The sequence below is a fragment of the Paenibacillus sacheonensis genome (genome assembly GCF_009909195.1).
Lineage (GTDB): Bacteria > Bacillota > Bacilli > Paenibacillales > Paenibacillaceae > Paenibacillus_Z > Paenibacillus_Z sacheonensis.
On record NZ_JAAAMU010000037.1, the window covers coordinates 1 to 26,720 of the forward strand.

Consider the following 26,720-nt stretch of genomic DNA (forward strand, 5'->3'; position numbering starts at 1 on the left):
GCAGCGGCGGCGGGCGAGGCTTCGCCGCCGCTGCCGCCGGTGGTCGGCGTGTCCTTGCGGCATTGGCGCAAGGACGGGGCCGACCTGGCGCGCGCAGCCGCCGCGCTTGGCGCGCTGGCTCGCAGCCGGGCGGTGCGGCTGCGGTTCCTCCCGTTCCACACCCCCTCGGACGTGGAAGCGTCCAAGGTGGTGATGGAACAGCTGGGCGATCTCGGCGAGAGCAGCGCCGAGATCGTCTCGCCCGGCGATGACCCGCAGGCGATGCTGCTCGAGGTCAGCCGCTGCGATGCGCTGTTCGGCATGCGCCTGCACGCGCTGATCTATGCGGCGAATCAATCCGTGCCGCTGCTCGGACTTTCCTATGATCCCAAGATTGATCAGTTTCTGAACCGGCTTGGCTTAAAGGCTGCAGGAACGACCGATTCGCTGGATCCGGAAGCGTTCGCGCTCGCGATGGGAAGGCTGCTCGACGAGCCGGCGCAGTGGCGCGCTGAACACGGCGCGGCTATTGAACGGTTGAAGCGGGAAGCGCGTACGCCGGCGAAACAAATCGCGGCGAAATTACGTTAATCTAGATATAGAAGCTTCCGCCTCATTTAACCCCAGGTTCGCACGAACATGTAGTTATGCGGCCGTAAATCGAAGCGAAAGCGCTGTGAGCGAAAGAAAAGGTCGCAAAACCATGCCCAAGCAACCGAAATATCCGTTTATTTCGTGAAAATCGCTTGAAAATGAGAGTGGAGTTTCTTTTTCAAACAGCGTATAATTCTATCCGGCGATAGCTATGAAAGGGAGATGGAAATGAGTCACGTCGTTCTCTATACAGCTGCATTCATAATTTCATTATGTTTAGCACTGGCGCTCACCCCGCTGGTCATCAAACTTGCTTACAAAATCGGGGCGATCGATAAGCCGAATCACCGTAAGGTTCATACGAAAATCATGCCGCGTCTTGGCGGCTTGGGCATATACGCAGCATTCGTCGGCGCCTATTTTGCCGTACAACCGTTTATTCCGGAAGGTCTCTTCCGCAGCTATGATAAGAATCTCGTTAACGCCATGCTCGCAGGCGGTACCATCATCGTCCTGATCGGGGCGCTGGATGACCGTTTCGAATTGTCCGCGAAAGTGAAGCTGCTCGGACAAATCATCGCCGCATGCGTCGTCGTCTTCGGCTTCGGAGTCAAGATCGACTTGCTGAACATTCCGTTCGGCGAAGCCATGCAGCCCGTCGCGGCTTGGGTCAGTATTCCAATCACGATCTTGTGGATCGTCGGTGTAACCAACGCCATTAACTTGATTGACGGCCTGGATGGCTTGGCAGCCGGCGTATCGGGTATTGCCATCGGCACGATCCTGATCATGGCCGCAGTCATGGGTTTCGCGCCCGTCATTCTGCTAAGCGCATTGCTGCTCGGCGGCGTTATCGGCTTCCTGGTGTATAATTTCCACCCGGCCAAGATCTTTATGGGCGATACCGGTTCATTATTCTTGGGCTTCGGTCTCGCGACGCTTTCGATGCTGGGCTTTAAGCAAGTGACGATGGTTTCGTTCGTTACGCCGCTTCTCATCATCGGCGTTCCGCTGTCGGATACTTTCTTCGCGATCATCCGCCGCTGGATTAACAAGAAACCGATCTTCGCGCCGGACAAAGGCCATCTGCATCACTGCCTTCGCGAGCTCGGTTTCAGCCACCGCCGTACGGTATTAATTATTTACGCAATCGCATCGTTCTTCGGACTATGCGCGATCCTGCAATCCACCATTGTACAGTCGGATGCAGCCAACTGGATTACGTTCGGGGTTATCCTCGTGATCGTCTTCTTCCTCCAGATCGGAGCGGAGTTGATCGGCATCGTGGACAAATCGCGCCGGCCGCTCCTCAGCTTCCTGCAGCGTCTGCTGCTGAGAACCGAGCAGTCGCGGTCCAAGTAATAAAAGTCACGTAATGTAAGAGCCTTGACCCAATGGGTCGAGGCTCTTTTATTTACCATTTTTTGATATTTTTGTCGGTTTTCATTTCTGTCTAATCCTAAACTTTATCCTTCGGTGAGCCGATAACTACAATACAGGTTTATAGTGAACAAGTTTTTATTTTCGAGGAGGCTTACCGTGATTAAGAAATTAGGCACTTGGTTTATCTTACTGGCCTTGATCATTCAGTTGGTACCCGCAGGCAAGCTGGATACCGCGCAAGCGGCAACTGGTAACTTCACGTTCCCGAGCGAGAGCGACCAAATCGGTTCTCCGCGCGTTACGACGGACGAGCGCGTTACCTTGACCGGAACGATTAATAACGTAGACCCGTCGTCAATTTCATACAGCGTTTACCAAATCATTGATCCGACAAATCCGGATAAGCTGGGGAGCGTGCGCGAGAACCTCACCAGCAACGTTTCGGTAAGCGGGTTCAACTTGCAAATTTTCAATATTCAGCTCTTCCCGGGGTTGAATAAAATTACGTTCAAGGGCACGCAGGGCGGAGGAGAAGTGACTAACTCCATCTTCGTAGAATACCGCAACGGGCCGATGCTCTATGATTTAACGGCCAACTTGGACGGCAACAACTTCCCGATCGTGGAGAACGGAACGACCGTCGTTCAATCCAATACGTCGCGCGGCCGCGATTCCGCGGACATCAGCATTACGGGTAAGGCACCGAATGCCCAGCAAGTGACCATCGTCGTCAACGGTGCGAGCAAGACGTATTCCGTCAACAGCAGCAATCAGAATTCGTTTGCGGCTGCGCCGATCACCTTGCAGAAGGGCAAGAATCTCGTCACGATTCGCATTAAGAACGGTACGCAAGTCATCGAGACGTCGCGCGATATCGCTTTTTATAACGGAAGCGTGACGTTTTACGACGTGAACATCAATGAGCTCTCTGCTGCGACTACCTTGCAGTCCGCCGCTTTGGAATACAATCCGAATTTCGTCATCGATCCGGCTAATGCCCTGAAATTGACGGGTAAGGTTATCGTTCCGAACAGCCAATACGTAAACGCCGGTGATACGACGAATACAATCAAACCCCACCCGGATCCAACGCAGGTCTTGAACACTTTGACCGCAAGCTATAAGAAAGCCGCAGATCCGGCGTTTGCCAACTTGACCGTTTCGAACGTTACGATCGTAGGTCCATATTCTCCGACCGATAAATTCTTTATCTACTCCTATGAGATCAGCCTGCCAAGCGGCTTGTCGCTCGATGCGCTGTATAACGTGAAGCTCATGGGACGTAACGAAGAGAACGCACATCTTAACCTGACTCCGACGGAGCAGGGCACGGATGCGCTCTACTTCTCTTTGCGCGATAAAACCAAGCCTTTTATCAGTCAAATCAATTATTTGCCTAGTTATAAACCCAATAATTATCAGGGAATCGAAGGCGTTTCGCTTGACGGGAAAAACATTTACGGCTTGCCTGTTGGCATCGAAGTGTTGGTAGGGAATCCGAAAAACTCGACAGCAGACGATGTAACGGTTACGAGTATTGCGGACAGTTACGGTCATACACCGGTTACGCCAACCTTAGTCACTGCCCCTCCAATCGGCGGTACGTTGCCTTCAGGGCAATATGCCGTGCGCGAGAAATCGCAGGTGACGAGAACCGTCAACGGGACGGCTCAATCGTTTACGCGCGTTGTGCTGGAGTTCTACAAACTGCCGTTTGAAGGCACCCAATCGATCACCGTACAGGTAGGCGGAGCAGGAGGCAATAGCTCGTCCGCAAAATTCACGATGCTCTATGGTCCATACGTTAGTTTCAATACGATTTTCGATGGTATGACAGTCAATGACGATTCTACTAAGTCGCCAACCGACCGCGTATCGGAAATTATTCATACCAAGCTCGGGGACTTCCAAGGCGTGCTGCAAAATATCAATAACACGAGCGAAATTAATTACAATACATCTAACAACAAGCCGCGGACAATCTTTTTCTATATCAATAACGTAGCTTTTCCTTTGAAGCCGGTCGGTACCGACGTCACGCAATTCGTCCTAGATCCAACCGGTTATGCCAATGTATATACTGATGCATTGAACGCGCTCTTTAACGGCGAGAATACCATCAAATTCGTCTTCCAAAGTTCGAAGAGCTATTATGAGAAAGTCGTGAAAGTGAACAAGGTTCCGACGAATCTTCCAATTATTCCAGCGGATTCTACGGGCGTTTATCCGTTTACGTTCACGGATGCCATCAGCGATCCCAAGCCGATACTGAATGATCCGAAGTTCGTGAAGAACGGGGGCCTCTATAACACGACGGAACCGTTCATGAATATCTTCGGAACGTTCGACTTCATTGATTTAGGCAAGACGGAGCCCGAAGTCATCGCCAAAATGGCTTCGTTGCTGCCCGCATCCGGCCACCGTCCCGCCGATGATTACATTTTCAAAATTACCGGGGCGTCCCTGGCTGCTCCGTTAACTTGGAAGCTATCCGATCCGTTCCAACTCGTCAACGGAGATACGCCGGTTGGTACCGGCATGTATCCATCGGGTGCGAGCATTAATGGAAACCTTGTCGTTCGTTACGATGTATCGACGCAGTCTTTCGAATTCTTGCTCAAGAAGCAGGAGTTGAATGCGGACGGCAGCTCCAGCGTCTATCTATTCAACGTATTCAACAGCGGAGAAACGGGCCCGAAAGCAACTTACCGGTTGGAAGTAGACCCTACGGTCCTGCCGTACAAAATCCTTCGTCCGTATCTGCCGGCGGAAGGCATCGTCAACAAGAACTTCGTCGATGTCATCATTAACGCCAAAGGCGCGGATAAAGTGACCATTAATAAGCAAGCGGCAGATAAGTATGCCTATGATGCAGACAATAACCCGATTAATGGAATCGAGTATCCAAACGCTTTTAAAGCAACGATCAGCGGACTTAAACCGGGCGTGAATAAGATCAATTTCACGATCGAGAGCGCTTCGGATAAAGTCAGCAACTATTTCGAGGTAACGTACACGCCGACGAATATACCGGGTGCGCAATATCTGGATGAGATGAAGAGCTCGAACAAGGTCTTTGACGGTGCGGTCTCGTTGACCTTCCCGAAAGGAACGGCGCTGATCCGCCGCGACTTTAACGTCCCGGCGAATCTTAAAGGCCAGATCTTTACGGGGCATAAACTGCTCTTCGCCATCGCTAACCCAGAAGACGGCGTCGTGGACCGTCGCGAATACGACAGCCCGCCTGCGGACTTTGATTTGATCATGCAAAACTTCGGGACGCGCTTTAAAGTCTCGTTCCCGACCAGGTTCGCCAAGTCGAGTCCGGTTTACTGGATTGACGCCGGTCTTGCTGACGACACCACGACGCCAAATTACGATCCGCTTAAAATGGGTGTGGACCCTTATCAATATCCTGGCGCCAAAGGTCCGGAAGGCACTAAGATTCCGACTTACGATGAGCGTCCGGATGACCGGGAGCTTATCGCTTCCAAGCGAGGTTCGTTGACATTGTCCTTCGACCCTAGCATCCGTAATACGGCCGGTACGATCGTTACGGTCTACCGTTATGACGTAAAGAACAAGTTCTGGGTCAATCTGGGAGGAACGGTAGACACCAAGAAAAACTCCATCACGGTACCGTTCGATCAATTCGGTTATTACGTCGTTGCCAAGATGACGTATTCGTTCTCCGACGTAACGAACCATCCTTACGCCCGCAACTATATGGAGGCTATCTTCTCCAAAGGAGTCATGAACGCGGCTAACTTCGATGATTTCGGGGCGGATATGTATTCAACCCGGGGTGAGTTCACGCGAATGATCGTGAAGGCATTGGATATTCCGCTCAACTATGAATTAAGCAAACCGCATTTCGATGACGTACCTCCGATTATTAATCAGGACGCGTTGTGGGATTTCAGCTACATCGAGACGGCTGCGAGAGAAGGAATCATTCGCGGTACGCAGCCGCGAGCATTTGAACCGTCAGCCAACCTCACCCGCGGCGATGCAGCCGTGTTCCTTGCTCGGGCGCTTAATCTGAAGTTAGAGACCGATCCGAAAAAGATCGATGCAACGCTCCAGAAGACGTTCAAAGATTATGCGGATATTGATTACTATGCGAAAGCGTCTGTTCTTGCAATTGCCAAAAAGGGGTACATTCAAGGCTCGCCGATAGATCCTAAGGATCTAAAGAAGGGCTATACGTATGAACCAAAGTCCAGTCTGCTGCGTTCCGACGCATCCATCATCATCGGTAAAGTGCTAGCCGATCTAAAGCGCCTGCCTAAACTCAACTAAATTGGACGACATAGGGCCGCCTGGTTAATTCCCGGCGGCTTTCATGTTCCTGTAACAGTTACTAACGATTGCTATAGTTCTCTTTACATGGGAAATGTTATCTATCGACGGAAATAGGCCAAACGTCATATAATAGAAAACGTGGTAGAGAAACCATCCTATTACATAAGACCCATCGACAGTTTCGTGGGAAAATGGTGTCGTGAAAAGTTTTTAAAAGTTTTTTTCTCGACAACGCAACTTTTCCGAAACCTGTGCGTTTAATTACATGAAGATGGCGGTAAGAAAGCTTATCTGGCGATTGATAGGGCATGGTATCATTTGTGAAATTGCTCTTTACGCTAATAGGTGCCCATTGTATAATGTTCTAGTGGTGCTCGTACCTACCATTTTTTTCATGTCTATTTTTGTTTACAAGTTTCTGCGACAAGTTCCTACATGGAATTACTTTTTGCAGACATTATTCATACGAATTATGCTCAACTCGTGAAAGGGGGTGAATCGACCAATGAGAAGAACGAGCAATCAATATTCTAAACAAAACTCTCAAGAACCGAAGGTATTTAGAGGAGGAGACAAAAAGGTTATGAAAAAAAGTTTATCCCTAGTAGTAGCAGCAGCTATGACTCTTACTACAGCTTCCGTAGCATTCGCTGACGCAGCTCCAGCAACGACTGAGCTTTCCGCTCAACAAAAATTCGACGCTCTTAAAGCACTTGGTATTTTCTCGGGTTACCCAGACGGCTCCGCTGGCCTGGATAAAGAAATGACTCGCGCTGAGTTCGCGAAAGTACTTACTCTGCTTTCCCAACTGGAGCCAGACGCTGCAGCTGCAAAAGTGTACACGGACGTTCCTGCTACTCACTGGGCAGCTGGATTCATCGGTGCTTCCACAGAAGCTAAATTGCTGAACGGCCTGGGCGCTAACAAATTCGGTCCATCCGGCAAAGTAACGATCGAGCAAATCGCGAAAGTTGCTGACCTGGTTGCTGGCGTAGAGCCAATCGAAGGCGAAGTTTCCGGTAAAGTATCCGCATGGGCTAAAGGCTATGTAGCAGCAGCTGTAAAAGCTGGTCTTCTTCCTGAGCTTCCGTCCTACCAAACAAACGCTACTCGCGAATTGCTGGTAGAAGTATCGTACGACCTTGCTGCTGAAACTTTGGTAACAGTAAAATCCACTAAAATCGTTGACGAGAAAAACATCGAAGTGACATTCTCCGATGGTGGCGTTGTTAAGAAAACGCTTGATACAGCACTTGTTGTTGGCGTAGCAACGAAAGTATCAGTTGACTACAACGGCAAAAAGTACGAAGTTGAGGTTAAACTTGATGTTTTGAAAGTGTCTGACGCAAAACAAACGGGTGCTAAAGTAATCACGGTTAACTTTAATAAACCGGCTACTGATGCTGAAAAGACTGCTACCACGTTTGAACTGAAGAATGGTCTTGTACCTTATGCTGTTACAGCTAAGTATGCAGACGACAACAAATCCGTTGCCTTGACTGCTACATTCTTGCCTGCAGGTGAGTACACGCTGAATGTTAAAGGTAGCGATCCTGTTACAGTGAAAGTAGAAGACGAAAAAGTCTCTAAAGTTGATATCGGTGCACTTACTCTTCAAAAAGGTACAGCTCAAGATCTGAAGGTAAAAGCTTTGAACCAATTTGGTGAAGAAGTAACTGGTGCAATTGGTGACTCGAACATTAACGTTTACAACGGCAAAACGGGTCTTCCGGTAACTGTAACTGGTGGCAAAGTTGACCTGAGCGGAGCTGACGTTGATAGCGCAATCGTTGTAACAGCTCTTCATACTTCGAGTGGTCTGACAGCTACTAAAACGTATAAATTGGTTGATGCTAGCTCGGCTACGAACATTCAATTGGGTGCAGTAGTTCCGTTGAAAGACGAAGCTCGTATCTCCGTAAGCAAAGTAGGTTATGTGCTTCCATATACGATGGCAGACCAGTATGGACAAAAAGTTCTTGTTGCAGGTGCAAAAGCTGTTGCAGGTAACAAAGTTTCCTTCGGTGGAGCAGTTGACTTTGTAGTAAGTGACATCACGGTTATTGACCCGAATTCCTTCTCCGTTGATGCCGATGGTGTTGTGAAATTCAACACTACTGCTAAAGCTGGTACAGTTGTTATCACAGCAATCAATAGCAAAACTGGTGCTACTTCTAACACTACAGTGAAAGTAGAAGCTGCAAAAGCGCTTAAAACTTTCCAAATCGCACATCCAGGTGTGTTGGTTGCTGAGCATGAAGACGTAAAAATTCCTTACGTTGCTGCTGATACGTATGGTGTGCCAATTGACGCTAAAGATGTTAATGCATCTGTAATCGCACTTGGAACTGGTTTCAATATCACGTCTTCGAACCCAGATGTTGATATCGATTCTGCAAGCTTCAATGCTAAAGGTGAATTGGTTGTTCAATTTGATGGCTCCGGTGCTACTACATTGTTTATTTGGGTGAGTGGTCAGATCGCTTCCCAAGTTAATATTGATGTAAAAGCCGAAGCAGTACCTACAAAAGTACTTAGCGTCAAAACAGGTGCTAAAACTACACTGGGTATTAATGGTGTAGCTGACCTTACTATCGATCAACTGAACGTGGTCGATAACTACGGCCGCCCAGTAACTAAACTGACTGGCACTTGGGCTCTTACAGCTGTTGAAGCTACTCCGGCACCAGCCGCTCCTGCTGCAGATACTTCCGCAATTTCTTATGCAACAGGTAAAGTAAAAGGCGTTACTGCTGGTACAGAAAAAGTAACAGTAGGTTTGAGCCATGGTGGCACTGCAGTTGCAGGTTCGACGGCTGAAGTTACTTATACAACTGTTGCTGATGCTGATATCAAATCCTTCTCCATTGCAACAATTGGCACAGTCTACGGCGGCACAACTGGACGTCAAGCGGACCATGACATTGCTGTAACGCTGGTAGGTAAAACAGCTTCTGGTAATGAAGTAGCGATTGACCAAGCTCGCTTCCTGACTTCGATTACTAGCTCCGACACAACGGTAGCAACAATCGGCGCTGGTAAAGTTCATGGCGTTGCAAAAGGCACTACGAACGTTGCAGTGTGGAACGGTGCTACTAAGCAAGCTGAAGCGGCTGTAACGGTATCCGATGCAGCACCAGTAATTGCTTCCGTAGCATTTGATCCAACAGAAATCAATTATGCAGCTGGTTTGGATGTTTCGACGAAGCTGGCAGTTAAAGATCAATATGGTGTAGCAATTGCGAAAACTGGTACGTATGCATCTTCCGATGCTTCTAAACTTACTGTTTCTCCAGCAGGTGTAGTAGCTAAGGTTGGCGCAGCGACAGGTCAAGTTACTGTATCCTTCGTATCCAATAACGGTATTGTAGCTACAATCATTGTTAATCTGTAATAATTTATTTCGAAAGAGAGCCTAGTATAACTAGGCTCTCTTTTTTATGTGTAGTGGACCTTAGTCGACCTAAATGCCTTCACACAACCTTCATCACGTTAAGGTATACTCGTAAATATAACTTTGGCGTGAAACAAAATGGTACTCCGCAGCGTCTAATAGAGTATCGATTCCAGGAGGGATGAACGTGGCAAAAAAGTGGGCGAAGTTCGGGGTAGTGGCATTGGCAAGCTCGGCGATGCTCTTTCAAAATGTCGATTTTTCAATAACGCCTGCATCAGCGGCAACGGCTAGCACGAGTTCAATTGCTAGCAAGATCGTCAAGCTGAACGCATCGGCCTATATGAATATTCGAGATGTGCATATGATGATGCAAGGCAAAGGCAAGGTGTTAGTGTATTCGGTTAGCATTACGAATAACAGTAACTCCTCGCTAGACTTAATCGACTACTGGCTGCGCGTGAAGACCAAATCGGGCAAGTCTTTCAAAACGACGATTATAGATGCGGACAAAGACGTGAAGGATGTCCCAGCGAAGACGACTCAGTATTTGACCTATTATACGGTTGTAGATAATCAAACGAAGCTGACGGACCTTACGTTCCAGGTCGTGAAGTGGGATTTTTCCACTGCCAACTATGAGCGTGTACTAGGCAATATTCAATATCCGTCGAATGGTACGGATAAGATTGCACCGTTCAAAGACTCAGTAATGCTCTATGACAATAATAAAATTCGCAGTGCGATTAAACAGTCCTACATAACGACGGACGCAAACAATGCTTACCTCGTCGTCAATCTGCTCGTCGAGAATGTTGGCTTCCAGTCTAGTGATTTATCGAAGATGAATTTCTTCGTTCAAACTGACAGTAACTCTGTCTATAATGTAACGGCATCGGGACTCGATCAAACGACGATTCAACCAAAGGAACGCAAAATCGTAACGCTGCATGCGACGATTCCGTTGGCTGTAGCCAGCAAAGCTTTATCGCTTGTCGTTGCGCAGAACGATGATGCAACAAAAATTCAGCTTCCGGTTGGTGTTTATTCGTTTCCAACGACTAAACCGCTAGCTGCCGCTGCCGTAGGAAAAACGCGGTTGGTCTATTTGGCGGGCTCTCCGACGAATACGATTGCGGGTCAAGCGTTTGTATCACAAGGCACGAGCAGCAAAGACCTATCGATGGAGTTCAAGCTCACGAACATCGGAACCGCCTCGATTGCAAACCCGGCCCTAGATTATTTTATCGTGACTTCTTCAGGTACCAGCTATCCGTTGTCCTACGAGAAGGAAGAGAACGGCACGCTGCTGCCCAACATCGAGAAGACGGTCTCGCTGAGCGGCCAGGTTCCTACCAATGTATCGCTGACGAATGCACAGCTTGTCGTGAAATCGCAAGCGACGGAGAAAGAGAAGTCTTACATTATTGGCACCTACGCGCTGCAATCGACCACTCAACAGGGTTCGCTTGGTGGCAGCTTTATCTATAATAATGATTTTACCGTGAAGCTGAATACGATTCAGCGCGCACCATCGAGCGATAACGACGTGCTTGTCGCTACGCTATCGGTTACCAATCGAAGCGCGGCAACCGTACACATCCCTTCGATAGGCGGATACTTCATGGTCAACGGCGTGAAGGTCGGAACGGAGCAGAAGTCGGTCGCTATGGATGATTCGGTTACGATCGCACCTGGGGCTTCGACCGACTTCGTCGTCTATTCTTCAATTCCGTACACAACGGCAATTGATAAAATCACGTTCGTGAGCACGGAGACGGTTCAAGACAAGGCGGGCAAACAGCTATATCAATTCAGCGCGCAAACGTTGAGCGATATTCCGTTCAAGAAATTGGACGAAGTCTATTCAATCAATGGCATCGGCAAGCGTTCTACTATTAACGTACTACGGACGGCAGTCTTCGACGGCACGACAAAAAATAATTTCTATGCCGAGTTTGAAGCGGTAAATAATGAATTGCGCTCCGCACCGCTTGCGACGCTCGGCGGTTATATCGTGGATAAGAATGGCATCGTGGTTCCTGTCACATTCGCAACGGTGAAGGATAAGCTTTCACCTAACGGCAAGGCGCTGCTAAGTGCTTATGCGGCAATCCCGAAGAGCTTCGATACAAGCTCGTATAAGTTAATTCTCGGACAGTCGATTGGCACGGACACTAGCGGTTCTGGATCTGGCGGCGGTACTGGAGGAACGGGCGGTACTGGAGGGAGCGGCACGGGGACAGGTGGAACCGATACCGGCGGTGTAACCGAGAGTCCTGTGCTCGTAAACATGGTCTCTTACTCGTTAAATGCATTTACCCCAGTGACGAGCGCTGACCTTGGATCGATTCCATTTGCAGGTTACACATTCGGTATGCACTACATAAATGCATTTCTGAATGTCGTAGGTCAGTATGATGTAAATGGCCTTAAGATGACATTCGATTACGATTTGGAGAAAAACCAAGATTACGAAATCATAACAGGTGATCATAAGTTGCTTATCGAGTTCATTAATCAGGACACTAATCATGTCACGTATTCTAAGCAGTTTTCTCTAGAAACCGGCTCTGATACAGAACAGGCACTGACTATTTCAAAGAACAACCCGTTCTCGATTGTTTTTACCGACTCAGATATTCAAACCAAAATACAAAAGTACGACACCTATAAAGTAAACGTCTACGACGTCTTCCAAAATAGCAAGCTCTTGCTGGCCAGCAAAACGATGAACTGGTTTACGACTACTCCTTAGACGCTCCACATGAAACCAAACCTTGAAGAGCCGGCCCATCCAAGCCGGCTCTTTCTTTTCATAAAAGTCGGACACCTGCCGATAAACATGTAGACGAGTCGATTAGGAAATGGGAAAGACGAAGTAAGGGCAAGGAGGACTAACAAGTGAAACGAAACGGGTTAAAATTAGTATTATCGATTGCGGTAGTGGGGGCGGCTTTTTGGGTCGGGACGACCATAGCGAGCAACGCGGAGGGCGACGCTTCGTCCGTGACGCCGGGATCGGTCAATGATCCGGTCGTGACGAAGAGCTACGTCGATCAACAGTTGGCGAGCATCGGCAAGGGCGGCGGCGGTACAGGAACCGGAAACCAAGGCGGCGGACAAGCCGCGCAGCAGGTCGATGTGGTCACCGTGCCGGTCGGGAAATTTCTGATTGCGGATGACGGCGCCGAGTTTATCGTTCGGGCAGGCAAGGCCGTGGTGTATAGCGCGGACAGCAATGGCATTTCGGATCTGACCGACGGGAAGGATATTACGAACGGCAAGCCCGTTCCGAATAATCATCTCATCTTATTCCCGCGGGGCGGACGAGGCGTGACGCCGGCTCCGGGACAAAAGACGGGGTTGACCGTCATGGTACGCGGCGACTATGAGCTTTTGGCGCAATGAGCGTTACTAATAGTTATTTTTGCCCGTACTGACAACAACTTATCCGCTTCGAATGTCCGGCAGCGGACACACTACAAGCATCCCATTAGGAGGTGCTTATCCATGTCAAGAAGCAATCGTAAAGTCGTTCCTGAGTGTGCCCATGCGCTGAATCAAATGAAGTATGAAATTGCTGCTGAGCTTGGTCTCATGACCGGGGGCTCCGCAGGCGGCGCGGATACGGAATTTGCATCGGAATTAGGCGGAACGGCAAGCGGCGGTGGACACGTGAACTGGTCTCAGATCGCGACGCGGGATGCGGGAACGATCGGCGGAAGCATCACGAAACGTCTTGTCCAACATGCAGAGCAAGTGTTGAAGGGCCTGTAGCAAAACATCGCGAATAAGGTCGGCGGCGAGAGCCCGGATGTGGTTCCTGCCATTGACACCAAGCGACAGATTCGGTATCATACTGTTTTAGAGAGTTCTTAATGAGACCTTTTCCACATCGGAAAAGGTTCATTTTTTGAAATCCGAGAATCTGTACTTTCATTATTCTTGGCTTGGATTTCTCGAGATGAAACTCATTAGCCGTCATCACGGCGGCGGCACCGTTTCACCTTGGAATCGAAACGTTCAGCGTTAGATCCCGTATGGGACGACGATTTTCTAATAGAGTCCCAGCAAAATGCGCAAGTTATGCATCATACTTAGAAATTTTGATTTTGCAGGAGGTTGAGTTTTATGTCGCTTAAAGGACGTCATTTGTTCACGTCTGAATCTGTAACAGAAGGCCATCCGGATAAGATATGCGATCAGATCTCTGACGCGGTTCTGGATGCTTTTCTGGAAGTTGACCCTTACGCGCGCGTAGCGTGCGAAGTTTCCGTCGCTACCGGTCTTGTACTTGTCATCGGTGAAATCAGCACAAAAGCGGATTACGTGGATATCCCTTCCATCGTTCGCCGCACGATTAAAGACATCGGCTACACGCGTGCCAAATACGGCTTCGACTCCAGCACTTGTGCAGTGCTGACGTCGCTTAACGAGCAATCCGCGGACATCGCGCAAGGCGTCAACGCTGCGCTTGAGTCCCGTGACGGCGTAGATGTTCGCCAAGAGAACGAAGACATCGGCGCGGGCGACCAAGGCTTGATGTTCGGCTTCGCGTCGAACGAAACGCCTGAGCTGATGCCGCTTCCGATCGCGCTTGCGCACCGTATCTCGCGCCAACTGTCGGAAGTTCGCAAGAACGGTACGCTGGATTATCTGCGTCCGGACGGCAAAACGCAAGTCACGATCGAATACGTGGATGGCAAACCGACTCGCGTCGATGCGATCGTCGTATCCACGCAGCATGCGGAAGAAGTATCGCTTGAGCAAATCCAAGCGGACATTCGCAAGCATGTCATCGCGCCTGTCGTTCCTGCTGAATGGCTGGACGAAGAAACGAAATACTTCATCAACCCGACAGGCCGTTTCGTCATTGGCGGTCCTCAAGGCGATGCTGGTCTGACTGGCCGTAAAATCATCGTGGATACGTACGGCGGCTACGCGCGTCACGGCGGCGGTGCATTCTCCGGTAAGGATCCAACAAAAGTCGACCGTTCCGCAGCTTATGCTGCACGTTACGTTGCGAAGAACATCGTAGCTGCTGGCTTGGCGGACAAATGCGAGATCCAACTTGCTTATGCGATCGGCGTAGCTAACCCGGTTTCCATCAACGTGGATACGTACGGTACGGGCAAAGTAGACGAAGAAGTGCTTGTCGAAGTCATCAAGAATAACTTCGATCTGCGCCCGGCTGGCATCATCAAGATGCTTGACCTGCGCCGCCCAATCTACGCCAAAACCGCAGCTTATGGGCATTTCGGCCGTACGGACATCGATGCCCCATGGGAAAAAGTGGATAAAGCAGATAAATTGAAAGCCGACGCGCTTCGCTAATTCTCGATTCGCTCATAAAAGAGCCGCTCCCTCCAAGGAGCGGCTCTTTTGCATGCTCAGACAGTATTGGGCACCTACATTCGGTACGAGGCTTCCGCGTTTCGCATCCTTCGCCCATTTTCTCCAAGCATCTACACTTCAAGCCCATTCCAGCCGAAAAATAAAGTACGAGTGTCTTCATTTGGGGAGTGGGTAATAGTGGTTCGAAATCGTAAACAGGTATCCTTCGTAATTGCAGTCATCATGGTCCTGCAAATCGCCCTAGGCGGGCTGACGGCCAAACCGGTTTCCGTAAAGGCTGCCTCCAGCGGGCCGGTTATTTCCAGCATGTCGCCGTCGGCGAACGCCACGAACGTGCGTACTGACGATAAGCTCGTGCTTGCGTTTGACGAGAACGTCAGAAAAGGAACGGGCAGTGCGACGATTCAAATTCGCAAGCAGCTGGACAACGATGTATTCGAATCTTATGTCGTGTCATCGGACGACAAGGTGACGGTCGGAACGGGAGCGAATCGCAATGTAGTGACGATCTCGCCAAGCAAGAGCTTCGCGCTTAATACCAGTTATTATGTAACGATCGATGCAGGCGCGTTCGCGAACGAAGGCAATAACGAAAACTTCGCCGGTTTAACGAGCGCGGTCGGCTGGAGATTCTCGACGATCGCTTCTACGGATACGACGCCGCCGGCGCTGAATTCGTTCCTCCCGGCTCATCGATCTACGGCCGGTATTGCGACGTCCTTGACGTTGAACTTCAACGAACCGGTCTACGCATCAAACGGGAACATCACGGTGACGAATGTAAACCAGCCATCCGACGAGCAGAACATCAGCGTCAACTCGGTTGGCGTAAGCGGCAGCTCGACGACAAGAATCACGGTTGCGCTGCCGAGTACGCTGCAAGGAAGTTCGGAGTATTCGGTCAACGTGCCAAGCGGAGCATTCCAGGATGCGGCCGGCAATGCGTTCACGGGCATCTCCTCCTCGCAATGGCATTTTACGACAACCGCCCCGCCGCTAGGCACCCCGGTGCTTCAGCCGGCCGATAATGCTTACGCGGTAAAGGTAGGGGCCAATCTAATCCTGAGCTTCCCGCGCAAGGTCGCGGCGAATGCGGGATCGATCCGAATTAACAAAATCGCCGATAATTCGACGGTGCAGACAATTAGCGTAAACTCGGATAGAGTGACCTATGCGCCTAACGGCAACGGAACGGACGTTACGATCAACCCCATCGATGACTTGGCGCCGAATACCGGCTTCTACGTGCTTATCGACGGAGGGGCTTTCAAGGATGCTTCGGATCCGAGCCTGGTGTACCAGGGCATCTCGGATGCGAGGACGTGGAGCTTCGTGACGGATCCCGGCGATGATCGGACGGCGCCTACGCTGCTAGCCGACCGTAAGCCGCTTAGCGCACAGGCGACCCAAACCCCCGAGCTGGAGCTGAATTTCTCCGAGCCCGTGTACCCCGGTACAGGCAATATTACGATTCGCTCGTATCCTTCGGGATCCGTCTTCGCGGCGATTCCCGTGACGTCGTCCAGCGTAAGCGGAGGGGGAACGGCCAAGATCACGGTGGCCAATCTGGATAAGTCGTATGTGAATAACGCGACGTACTACATCGAAATTGGCGGACAAGCGTTCTCCGATGCGAAAGGGAACTATTTCTCCGGCATTACGGGATCAAGCGAATGGCGCTTTACCGTGACGCAGGACAGCGAGAAACCGATCCTCGTCCTTCAATTGCCGGCAAATGCGGAGCAGAATGTAGCGCTTCAAGGCACAAGGCTGGAAGCGACCTTCAGCGAGCCGATCATGCTCGGTTCCGGCGCGCTGGTGAACGTCAAGCAGGTAAGCAGCTCCTCAAGCGGCACGCCGCTCTCGACGACGCTGTCCGTCGATCCGACGAATAATCGCAAGCTGCTGATCGCGGTAAACGGCACGATGACAGCCAATACGGATTATTACGTCGAAATGGCGGCCGGTACGGTAACCGACTTGGCGGGCAACATGTTCGACGGTATCCTCAATCAATACCAATGGAAATTCCGAACATCCAACAGCACGTCCGGTGCCCCGACGGTGACGAAAGCGGAGCTGGTCGGTACCATTAAAGTGGCAATTACCTTCAATGAAAACCTGGATACAAGCACTGCGGCAAAGCCGCTTCCGGCTAACTTCTATGTCACCGTCAACGGAGCTGGACGAGCGGTCACGAATGTCGCGATCAGCGGTCAAGTCGTAACGCTGACGCTGGCGAGCGCGGTGGCGTACGGGCAGACCGTTAAGGTTTCTTACTCGGCGGGCACGTCGCCGATCAAGGATCTGTCCGGCACTGAGGCGGCCAACTTCTCCGATGTGAGCGTGTCGAACGTGCTGGATACGACGGCGCCTTATCAAGTGAGCGGGTCGCTCAGCGGCAATTCGATTCTGGTGACATTCAGCGAAGAGCTGGCTTCGGTCAGCCCGTATGCGTATTCCCAGTTCTCGGTTACGATTAACGGATCTTCGCGTTCGGTCACGAGTATCTCCAGCTCGGGCAGCATCGTGTTTCTAACCTACAGCGGTACGTCGGCGACAGTCGGACAAACCGTGTCGGTGTCCTACTATAGCGGATCGTATCCGCTCAAGGACTTGGCGGGCAATGCGCTGTATTCGTTCAGCAGCTTCTATTTGCAAAACGGTCAGGATCAGAAGGCGCCAATCCTGCAATCCGTCAACGCTGCAGGTTCGCTCGTTACCTTGACGTACGATGAAGCGCTGAATACGGGGCTGACGCCGCCGGCTTCGGCTTTCTACGTGACGGTGAATGGGACGACGCGCTCGGTGTACAACGTCACGGTGAGCGGAGCGCAGGTGCTCTTGACGATTTCGTCCGCATTATCGACGGGCGACTCGGTGCTGGTATCTTATCTCGGCGGTTCACCTGCGCTGACGGATCTCGGAGGGAATGCCGCGCCTTCCTTCAGCAGCACGCCGGCTAACGGCGGAAGCTCCTCTTCGCTTGGGTTGAACGGCATCATCGCGAAAGGCAGCACGATTACCGTCAACTTCTCTACGGCGCTTAGCAGCAGTTATGTACCGACGATCTCGCAGTTCGCGGTCAAAGTGAACGATACGTCGCGGCCGATCCTGAATACGGCCATCAACGGGGCGGCGGTCGTCTTGACGCTGTATACGCCGGTCGCCATCGGGGATACGGTGAAGGTTAGCTACAGCAGCTCGGGGTACGGTCCGCGTTCGGTGTCAGGAGTCCTGCCCGCATCCTTCTCGGATTCCAACGCGGCTAACCAAACGACTTGGTCGGACAATGCGAACGGCGACTTCGAACAGGCAGCCGGCGGAGGACTGGGTATTAAAACTTCGGTGGCGACGACATCATCCGCGGTATCGCCGGCCGGACTTCCCGTGCGTCAGTATGCCTTGTCCTCGGAAAAGGTTACGAATGCCTACAACATGATCCGCTCCGTGGGAGGCATGGCTCCGAGAGTCGTCTTCACGGTACCGAACACGGAGAGCGCGGCGATGGTCGCCTTGCCGCTCGGAGCATTGGAGGACGCGAAGAAACTGACCTCGAACGCCTCGATTGGCGTCATCTATAAGTCCGTGACCTACGATATTCCGCTCAGCGCGCTGAATTTCACGCAGCTGGCGCAAATGATGAACGCGGGGAGCGCGGTCGGCCAGTTGATCGTCTCGATCGACACGAATGCAAGCTCGCTGGCGACGTCGCTGAACACGCAGTTAAGCAACACGGGCGCGCAGGTGCTTGTCAGCCCGATCAGCTTCCAGCTCGCGGTCACGAACAACGGGGTGACGAAAGCCGTCGATAACCTTAGCGCTTACGTAACGCGCTCGATTACGAGTTCGGCGGTGCTGGACGGCAAGCAAACGGCGGTCGTCTGGCTGGATCCGCAGGCGGGCAAGCTGTCTTACGTGCCGACGCAGGTCACGCAGGCGAACAATCAATCCGTCATTACGTTCAAGCGCAAAGGGAATGGCGTCTATGCGGTCGTAAAGGGCGGAGTGAACTATACCGACTTGAAAAATCATTGGGCGCGCAACGATATTCAGCTGCTGGCGAATAAATACATCGTGGAAGGCAATACGCTCACCAACTTCGCGCCGAACAAAGCGATTACGCGCGGCGAGTTCGCGATGTTCATCGCGAAGGGTCTTGGATTGACCGGAGACCGGGCGGCATCGGCGAAGTTCAAGGACGTGAATACCTCCACGAGCCTTGCGGCTTACATCGGAGCGGCGGCAACGGCAGGCATCATTCAGGGGATGACGGACGGCAATTTCAAACCTAACAATCCGGTCACCCGCGAAGAGATGGCAACCATGATGATTCGCGCGGCCGCGGCGGCAGGCGTACAAATTACGCTTCAAGGAACGGCGGTCACCACGCTGAAGAAGTTCAGCGATCGGGGAAAAATCGGCACATGGGCGCAAAACGATGTCGCCAAAGCCGTTCAGGTCAGCATCATCAGCGGTCAATCGGCGACGTCGTTCGGCGGTAAGAACAAGGCGACGCGCGCGGAAGCGGCCGTCATGGTGAAGCGCCTGCTCAGCTACGTGGATTTCCTTGATATCTAGGAAACCGCAGTCGCCCGCGGCGATCCTGCTGTCGGTAGAATTTAGAAGAACTTAGTAGAAATTTAGGGAGATATTTAGAGAGAATCAGGAGATGTTTGGTAGAATTAGAGCTATCCCGTCGAAAGACCGCGGATAGCTTTTTTTTGTCGGTCGAACGATGGCGATAGGAGTCTTCTATCAACCGTAACTTTTCCAATTCATTCATAGTCTAACTTACTAGACTTTATGATGGGAGAGTTGCTAGAATCATGCAAAATGAACAGAAGACGAACCGGATGCCGGGCAGAAACGGCAAACGATTGCTCATATGGACCCTTGGAGCGACGCTGCTTGCGCAGCCGATCCTGCTTGCAGTGCCTGCATTCGCATCGGCGGATAACGCCGTGACTGCGGCCGCAACGACCGGAGCCGTGCAAGCGGCGGTTAAAAAGCTGGCGCAGACCAATTCGGAGATGATAACGTCCGGCGCCAAGCGCATCGACTATACATGGGTCAGCAAGGCAGGGGCGACACCGTCGAAGGTTCATGTGATCGAGGTCGATTTGACGAATCCGTACGTGAAGCTCGACGTCATGAACGGTAAAGTCGATTCGGTCTCGAGCGTCAGCTCCGTAGGGAATATGGTCAGCAAGTACGGAGCGGTCGCGGGCGTGAACGGCGATTATTTCAATACGGCGAACGGCAAAGGCGCGCCGATCGGCGCGGAAGTGACCGGCGGGCAGTTGGTGTCGAGTCCGTCGCAGCTGACGGGAATGTACGCGTTTGCCTTGACGAACGATCATAAGCCGACGATTGATACATATGGTTTTGAAGGGGTGGTTACGGCGGCGGACGGTTCTGTCTTCCCGTTGACCGGCATTAACAAAGCCGCGTATAAAACGGAGCCTAACGACGGCTTCAGCCATGCCAATGCGATGTACGTCTACACCAGCGCCTGGACGCAAACGAGGCCGGACATCAGCGACAGCGCGACGACCCCGACGGAGGTGCTCGTGCAGAACGGGATCGTAACGCAATTCGCGGACAACAAAATGATCACCGGCCCCGTGCCGGCGGACGGCTACATTCTTCGGACGCATGGCAAAGCGGCCGAGTTCGCGCGCGCACATCTGCAAGTAGGGACGCAGGTAAACGCCAATTACAACCTGATCGCGCAGTCGACCGGACAGAAGATTAATCCCGATGCGCTGCAAATGTTGATCGGCGGCCACACCATCCTGGTCAACGGAGGCGCAGCTGCCACGTTCTCCCGCAGCACGAGCAGCATCAGCCCGAATTCGGCCCGCGCGCGGACGGCGCTGGGCTACACGAAGGACGGCGCGAAGGCCCTGATCATTACAGTCGAGGACAGCGATAGCAGTCAGGGAGCAACGCTTGCGGAGCTGCAGCAGATGATGGTGCAGCTGGGCGTCTGGAAAGGCATGAACCTCGACGGCGGCGGCTCTACGACGATGATCTCGCGTCAGCTCGGAGAGACGGCGACGCAGCTTGCCTTCCCGACGGAGTATGGCGTCACGCAGCGGCAGGTCGCCAACGGCCTCGGCGTATTCTCGACGGCGCCGGTAGGCGCGTTGAAGGGCATCAAAGCGAGCGGCAGCAGCGTGCTGTTCATTGGCCAGCAAGCCTCGTATACGATGAAAGCCTATGATACCTACTACAATCCGGTGAATCCGGGCACGCTGCAGCCGTCTTGGACGGCCGGATCGGCGCTTGGCAGCTTCGCGGGCAATACTTTTACGGCGGCGAAAGCGGGAGAGACGACGATTACCGTCAAATCCGGCACGGCCAGCGATAAGCTGCCGGTCGAAATCATCGGCGGCGCTTCGATCGCCGCGATGACGGTGGATGCCAGCTCCCTCGTGCTGGAGTCGGGCAAGTCTATGAGTCTGCCCGTCCGTGCGACGCTGAAGGATGGCCGAAAGCTGACGGTTCCGTCCGCATCGGTCAAGTGGGAGCTTCGCGGCTTCACGGGCACGATTCAGGACGGCACGCTGACGATCGGGACCGTAAACCCTGCTGCGAAAGCCGGATATATCATTGCGCATTATGACGGATTCTCGTCCATGGCGGTACTGACTTCGGGCGCAGACAAAAAATTCGACGATTTCGAGCAGGCGACCTATCCAATTTCGTTCCAAGGTACGAATGGTGTAGTGGGAACATCATCCATCGTATCGGGACTTCCGGGCACGAATAGTTCGAGCGTCGTGCAGCTGCAGTATGATTTTACGAACGGAACCGGGACGAAAGCGGCTTATGCCGTATTAAACGGAAGCGGCCGCCCGGTGGAAGGCACGCCTTCCGGAATGACCATTGACGTGATGGGCGACAACAGTTTGAACTGGGTTCGCGCGGAGATCATCGACGGCAAAGGCGATGCGCATCTGATTACCCTTGCCAAGCAAATGGACTGGAACGGTTGGAAGACGATCAAGGTGAATCTGGCAGCCGAGGGCTTGTCGGCGCCCGTGACGTTGAAACGTCTCTATGTCGCTTCGCTGGAGGACGGACAGGATGAGCGCCTGCTTACCGGTACGATCGCCTTCGATAATATCTCGTTCCAATACCCTGCGGTCGTTCCCGAGCCGCCTCGGACGCGAGTCGACCTGAAGCTCGGCTCGAAGAATGCCGTGGTCGGCGGACAGCCGGTTAAGCTCGACGTGGCTCCGCTTTTGCTGGACGGTACGACCTATCTTCCGCTGCGTTTCGTGACCGAAGCCATGGGTGCCCAGATCGATTGGGATCCCGTGCTCAAGCGCGTGTCCATGCTGCGGGGGGGCCAGTTCATGGAGATGGTCGTAGGAAGCAAGGACTTCGTGTTGACCGGGGTGCGGAAGCAGTCCGAGGTCGCGCCGATCATGCGCAGCGGAAGGACCCTCGTTCCGATTCGCCTCGTATCCGAGCAATTGGGCCTAGTCGTGAACTGGGATGGCAAATTGGGGACGATTACCGTCGAATGAAATGAATGCCTGCGACTGATTATGTGATATGATAGAATTAGTAGAACATGCAGAAAGTGGGCTTGGAAGGCATGGATTTTCGTGTGGATGATATCGACCGAGTCATCAAGAATGCGGTTTCCGTCATGGAGGACAGCAAATATCAAATTTTCGAGATTTGCGAATCGGCGCGAAAAGAAATGTTTTCGTTAGGCCAGGAATTAAACCAAGTATTAGCCGAAGCCGGGGACATTATCGACAAAGTCGACCGGCTGGAGCTCGATTATCGCAGGGCGAGAATCCGGTTGACTGAAGTCAGCCGGGACTTCGTCCGATATAAAGAAGAGGACATCAAGACCGCCTACGAGAAAGCGACGCAGCTGCAGCTTGATCTGATGATGTTCCGGGAGAAGGAAACCTATCTCAAGGCAAGGCGCGACGAGCTGCAGAAGCGGGTCCGCAATGTCGAGAAGTCCATCGAACGGGCGGAATCGATCGCGTCGAAGATCAATGTCGTGCTGGAATATTTGTCCGGGGATTTGAATCAGGTTACGCGCATTCTGGAATCCGCCAAGAACCGGCAGCAGATCGGTCTGAAGATCATTTTGGCCCAGGAGGAAGAACGCAAGCGGATCGCGCGGGAAATTCACGACGGTCCGGCCCAATCGCTCGCGAATATAGTGCTTAGGACGGAAATTGCGGAACGGATGCTGGTGAAGCAGGAATTTCAAATCGTGCAGGACGAATTAATAGATTTGAAGAGTCAGGTGCGCTCGGGCATCGAAGAAATCCGCAAAATCATTTTTAATCTTCGTCCGATGGCATTGGATGATCTGGGACTTGTGCCAACCCTTCGCAAATATATTCAAGACTACGAGGAAAAAAGCAAGATTCGCACGCGGTTCGAAACGATCGGCAAGGAAATTCGACTGCCTTCGGCAATGGAGGCCGCCATCTACCGCATGGTACAGGAAGCCTACAGCAATGCATTCAAGCATGCGAATCCGACCTTCGTCTCGCTCGAAATGACCTATCAGGCGCAAATGGTGAAAATTGTCGTCAAAGACAACGGCATCGGGTTTCATACGAACCAGATCGAATCCAAAGCCAAGAACAGCGTTCATTTCGGATTAATAGGCATGCGGGAGCGGGCCGAGCTGCTCGAGGGGAGGATGGAGATCGAATCCGTCATCAATCAGGGCACGACGGTCACGATTCATATTCCCATCAACGCTGAAACTAGAAAGGAGTAAATGACGATGGATTTCAAAGCTTCTGGCGGCAAACGCAAAATCAAAGTATTGATCGCTGACGACCATCAGCTATTCCGCGAAGGACTCAAACGGATTCTCAATATGGAAGACGATTTGGAAGTGATCGGCGAATGCAACGACGGCATCCAGGTGCTTGAATTTTGCAATCAAACCAAGCCGGAGGTCGTATTGATGGATATCAACATGCCGATCGAGAACGGCGTGGTGGCGACCGAGCGTCTCCGCGATATTTTCCCTGAGGTTAAAGTCATCATTCTCTCCATCCATGACGACGAAAGCTATGTCTTCGAGACGCTTCGCAAGGGAGCAAGCGGCTATCTCTTGAAGGACATGGAAGCCGAGGCGCTGGCGAATGCGATTCGCTCGGTCGTGAACGGCTACGCGTACATTCACCCGAAAGTAACGGGCAAGCTGATCAACCAGCTTCGCCGCATGACGTATCTCGACGAGATCGGCGCAACGTCCGGCGCGGCAGCTGCGCGCGAAACCGGCGTGAAGTTCATTCCGAGCGAGGACAACCCGCTGACGCGCCGCGAAGCCGAAGTGCTGCGCCTCATGGCGGAAGGCAAGAGCAACAAGATGATCGGCGAATTCCTGTTTATCAGCGAGAAGACGGTCAAGAACCATGTCAGCAGCATTCTGCAGAAGATGGAAGTCGACGACCGTACGCAGGCCGTTATCAACTCCATTAAGTTCGGCTGGGTAACGCTGTAAGGCAGGGCATACATAACACGAGAGACTCCCGCGGCGCGGGGGTCTTTTTGCTGTTTGGGGAGAATCGCAGGTGAGTTGGTAGATCGAGCTGCATGGCGCATCAAGCAGGCGTCGGCCGGGCGGCGATTCGCCTGTCCGTGAATGACCGTAACCTCTAGGCGCATCGCGGCATATGATGTCGCAAAAGGAGGTGGACGCCTTTGATCGCGGTACTGCTTTGTATTGTGGGTTGTTACGTCCTGGCTGCCGCCGTTATTTTCATCTTGGCGGCCATGCGGCGCGGACGGGAGCGCAGCGCGAAGCACTACGTGCTGCTGGCGGGCAATGAAGGCCAGCGGATGGAATGGTACATGCGTTCGCTGCACCGGTTCTCGCATTTGACGGGGACGGATGTGAAGGTGACGGTCGTCGATAATGGTTCCAAGGACGACACGCTTCGGATTGCTCGCGTATTCGCAAAACGCGGGATGGATGTGCGGGTGCATGCCGGCGGGGACGTCATGTTCGAGGGACAGAATGGTTCGGGTCAGGTAGAGGCAGGAAGCGCGGATGCGGGCTCATCGGCTTCGGCACAAAATGCCGTTCGGGCGGAGGAGAAAGCCGGGCGCTCCGGGAATTGGCAACGGTTACGCGCGATTTGGAGATGGCGCGTTGGCGATGGCGCGGATAACGAGGCTCGGGCTACAGGGACATGGAGCGACGGGCTAAGGCAAGGTGGGATCGAGGGCGCAGACCGCGGAGGAATAGAGGGCAAGGATGGGGAAGCAAGGGTCGGCGACGAGGCCGAACCGACGCATTTGCTTTGGGTGCTGCAGGCGGAGGGCATCGTATCCGTGAAGGAGCAAGCGGTGCTGATTGACTTGCGCAATCCGGCGGACCTGTCGAAGCTGCCTTTTTGAGAGGTCGTTTGCGTGGATTGCGGGCAGTGCGGGGGAAGCGGTAGTCGTGGGCAGCTGCGGTGGAAAGGGCCGATCGTGGCAGCTGCAAGAGAAAGTCTGACGCGCAAAGCTGAAAACTTCTCGGCGAATCGCAGCATTGCCTCTACGGGGAAGGAGAATGTATAATCATAGCAATGGAATATAGCGACGAGTGAAGCACACCCGTATTGGCTGCCGTAGGCAGTCAGGGGTGTGCTTTTTTGGTTTTTCGGAAGGATTGGGGGAGTGAGGATGGCGTTGGGGAGAAAGGCATGTAGTGAGGGAAGTATGGGGAAATGCAATGGGGAGGAGCTGCGTCGGAATAGTCTTGAAGCAGGTAAGTTGGACCCTGTAGGGAGAGCGCGGCAGCGAAGAGCGCGAGTCGATTAGTATCGTGGCTGAATGAGTGTTGGGGGACCGGTAAGTAGAATAGCTTCAGATCAGGCGCGTAACTGGGAGAAGCGGGTTAGAAGAATCTAATTGAGTAGAAGTATCGTGGGCTGAAAGATTGTTGGGAAAACGGATCAGTAGAATAGCTTCGGGCCGGGAACGCAGTTGGAAGAAGCGGCCAGAAGAATGAATTGAGTAGATGGTGCGTAAGGAGAATTGCGAACAGCACTTCCTCGTTGGTTGGTAGAACGCAAGACTGACTTATTTCATGCGGTGAACACGTTGGAGGGGAAAGGCTATGAAGGTGACGGTGTACGCGGTTGGGACAGGGGCGGAGTCCTGGGCAGGGTGGTCCATTGCGCCGGAGGTCGATTACGCGTTTTGGTGCCATGGGGAATTTCGCGCGGAGGCGGAACGAACCGTTCGGAGCTGGGGAAGTTTATCCTCGGCGGAGTCTTCAGCGACAAGCGCGAAGAAGGAGATGGATGTTACCGATCGCGAGGTAGACGAAAGAGATAAAGGGCTTGCTGCCGGGAAGCGAATTAGCGGTGAACGGAAAGAGACTGGCCGCGGGAACGCCGATGTTATGGTCGCATGGTCGGAGCCGCTGCCTCTGGGGCATGCGCTTGAGGTCGTTCGCCGCTGGCCGGCCGGGAAGGTGCCGCCAGCGCGAATGGCCGTTACGTTGTCACGGCTGATCGACAACGTATGGGCGGGCGACGCCCGCATGGGGCTGCCGGTTCCGCGGCAGCCTGCCGCACATGCGGAGCATGTGCTCGCCGCGGCCGAGCTCGGCGACGGCCGCGCCCGGGCGCTGGCGGCGCGCGCTTGCCGCGCCGCGGCGCTGCTGCAGGGCCGAGCGCTGCTAGGCAGCGAAGCGCTCGCCCTGCTC

General features: G+C 52.7%; 14 protein-coding genes. All 14 read left to right on the forward strand.

All coding sequences use genetic code 11. The features are described 5' to 3' along the window. Positions 1-570, forward strand: a 570-nt coding sequence (locus GT003_RS31845) for a polysaccharide pyruvyl transferase family protein (protein ID WP_211676339.1), incomplete at its 5' end; no start/stop codon positions are given. Between the two features lie 231 nt (positions 571-801). Continuing rightward, the gene (locus GT003_RS31850; protein ID WP_161705713.1) at positions 802-1,935 is read left to right on the forward strand and encodes a glycosyltransferase family 4 protein; all 1,134 of its coding nucleotides are present in this window, start codon (positions 802-804) and stop codon (positions 1,933-1,935) included. A 177-nt stretch (positions 1,936-2,112) separates the two neighbouring features. Next, a complete protein-coding gene (locus GT003_RS33100) occupies positions 2,113-6,258 on the forward strand; it encodes an S-layer homology domain-containing protein (RefSeq protein ID WP_161705715.1) in 4,146 nt (1,381 codons plus the stop codon). 508 nt (positions 6,259-6,766) lie between these two features. Beyond that, complete coding sequence (locus GT003_RS31860; protein ID WP_161705717.1) at positions 6,767-9,655, forward strand: S-layer homology domain-containing protein; 2,889 nt, start codon at positions 6,767-6,769, stop codon at positions 9,653-9,655. Positions 9,656-9,842: 187 nt separating this feature from the next. After that, positions 9,843-12,413: an LEA/WHy family protein gene (locus GT003_RS31865; protein ID WP_161705719.1), complete on the forward strand. Its 2,571-nt coding sequence runs from the start codon at positions 9,843-9,845 to the stop codon at positions 12,411-12,413. A 146-nt stretch (positions 12,414-12,559) separates the two neighbouring features. Beyond that, positions 12,560-13,066 (forward strand): hypothetical protein, encoded by a 507-nt coding sequence (locus GT003_RS31870; RefSeq protein ID WP_161705721.1) that lies wholly within the window; start codon positions 12,560-12,562, stop codon positions 13,064-13,066. 102 nt (positions 13,067-13,168) lie between these two features. Beyond that, entirely contained in the window at positions 13,169-13,435 is a 267-nt protein-coding gene (locus tag GT003_RS31875) for an alpha/beta-type small acid-soluble spore protein (protein WP_161705723.1), read from the forward strand. Between the two features lie 354 nt (positions 13,436-13,789). Continuing rightward, a complete protein-coding gene (gene metK, locus GT003_RS31880) occupies positions 13,790-14,992 on the forward strand; it encodes a methionine adenosyltransferase (RefSeq protein WP_161705725.1) in 1,203 nt (400 codons plus the stop codon). Between the two features lie 198 nt (positions 14,993-15,190). Next, positions 15,191-19,594 carry an Ig-like domain-containing protein gene (locus GT003_RS31885; RefSeq protein ID WP_161705727.1) on the forward strand — a complete coding sequence of 1,468 codons (4,404 nt, stop codon included), beginning with the start codon at positions 15,191-15,193 and terminating at the stop codon, positions 19,592-19,594. 248 nt (positions 19,595-19,842) lie between these two features. Next, positions 19,843-22,554, forward strand: coding sequence for a stalk domain-containing protein (locus tag GT003_RS31890; protein WP_161705729.1), 2,712 nt, complete (start codon positions 19,843-19,845; stop codon positions 22,552-22,554). A gap of 71 nt (positions 22,555-22,625) precedes the next feature. Continuing rightward, positions 22,626-23,786: a sensor histidine kinase gene (locus GT003_RS31895; protein WP_161705737.1), complete on the forward strand. Its 1,161-nt coding sequence runs from the start codon at positions 22,626-22,628 to the stop codon at positions 23,784-23,786. 6 nt (positions 23,787-23,792) lie between these two features. Then, a complete protein-coding gene (locus GT003_RS31900) occupies positions 23,793-24,521 on the forward strand; it encodes a response regulator (RefSeq protein ID WP_161705731.1) in 729 nt (242 codons plus the stop codon). A 200-nt stretch (positions 24,522-24,721) separates the two neighbouring features. Beyond that, positions 24,722-25,420: a glycosyltransferase family A protein gene (locus GT003_RS31905; protein WP_161705733.1), complete on the forward strand. Its 699-nt coding sequence runs from the start codon at positions 24,722-24,724 to the stop codon at positions 25,418-25,420. A gap of 706 nt (positions 25,421-26,126) precedes the next feature. Continuing rightward, positions 26,127-26,720: hypothetical protein (locus tag GT003_RS31910; protein ID WP_161705735.1), on the forward strand; the 594-nt coding region annotated here is incomplete at its 3' end.